Raw genomic sequence first — 581 nt, 5'->3', positions numbered from 1 at the left:
GTGGCTGAATACACCCTGCCCGACCTCGATTACGACTACGGCGCCCTGGAACCCCACATCTCCGGCCAGATCAACGAACTGCACCACAGCAAGCACCACGCCACCTACGTCAAGGGTGTCAACGACGCCGTGGCCAAGCTCGAAGAAGCCCGCGCAGGAGACGACCAGTCCGCGATCTTCCTCAACGAGAAGAACCTCGCCTTCCACCTCGGCGGCCACCTCAACCACAGCATCTGGTGGAAGAACCTCTCCCCCAACGGCGGCGACAAGCCCGAAGGCGACCTGGCCGCAGCCATCGACGACCAGTTCGGCAGCTTCGACAAGTTCCGCGCCCAGTTCACCGCCGCAGCCAACGGCCTGCAGGGATCCGGCTGGGCCGTCCTGGGCTACGACAGCCTCGGCCAGCGCGTGCTGACCTTCCAGCTCTACGACCAGCAGGCCAACGTCCCCCTCGGCATCATCCCGCTGCTGCAGGTCGACATGTGGGAGCACGCCTTCTACCTGCAGTACAAGAACGTCAAGGCCGACTACGTCAAGGCCTTCTGGAACGTCGTCAACTGGGCCGACGTCCAAGACCGCTA

The 581-nt window shown here is 63.9% G+C and carries 1 protein-coding gene; it reads left to right on the top strand.

Annotation, left to right across the window (positions count from 1 at the left end):
* The coding region (locus IC40_RS0126295; protein ID WP_030137633.1) for a superoxide dismutase at positions 1–581 on the top strand (581 nt) is incomplete at its 3' end.

This window comes from Mycolicibacterium neoaurum ATCC 25795 (assembly GCF_000691525.1).
Classification (GTDB): Bacteria; Actinomycetota; Actinomycetes; order Mycobacteriales; family Mycobacteriaceae; genus Mycobacterium; species Mycobacterium neoaurum.
The sequence above is the reverse complement of the archived record's forward strand: the minus strand, read 5'-3'. Positions and strand labels throughout refer to the sequence as shown.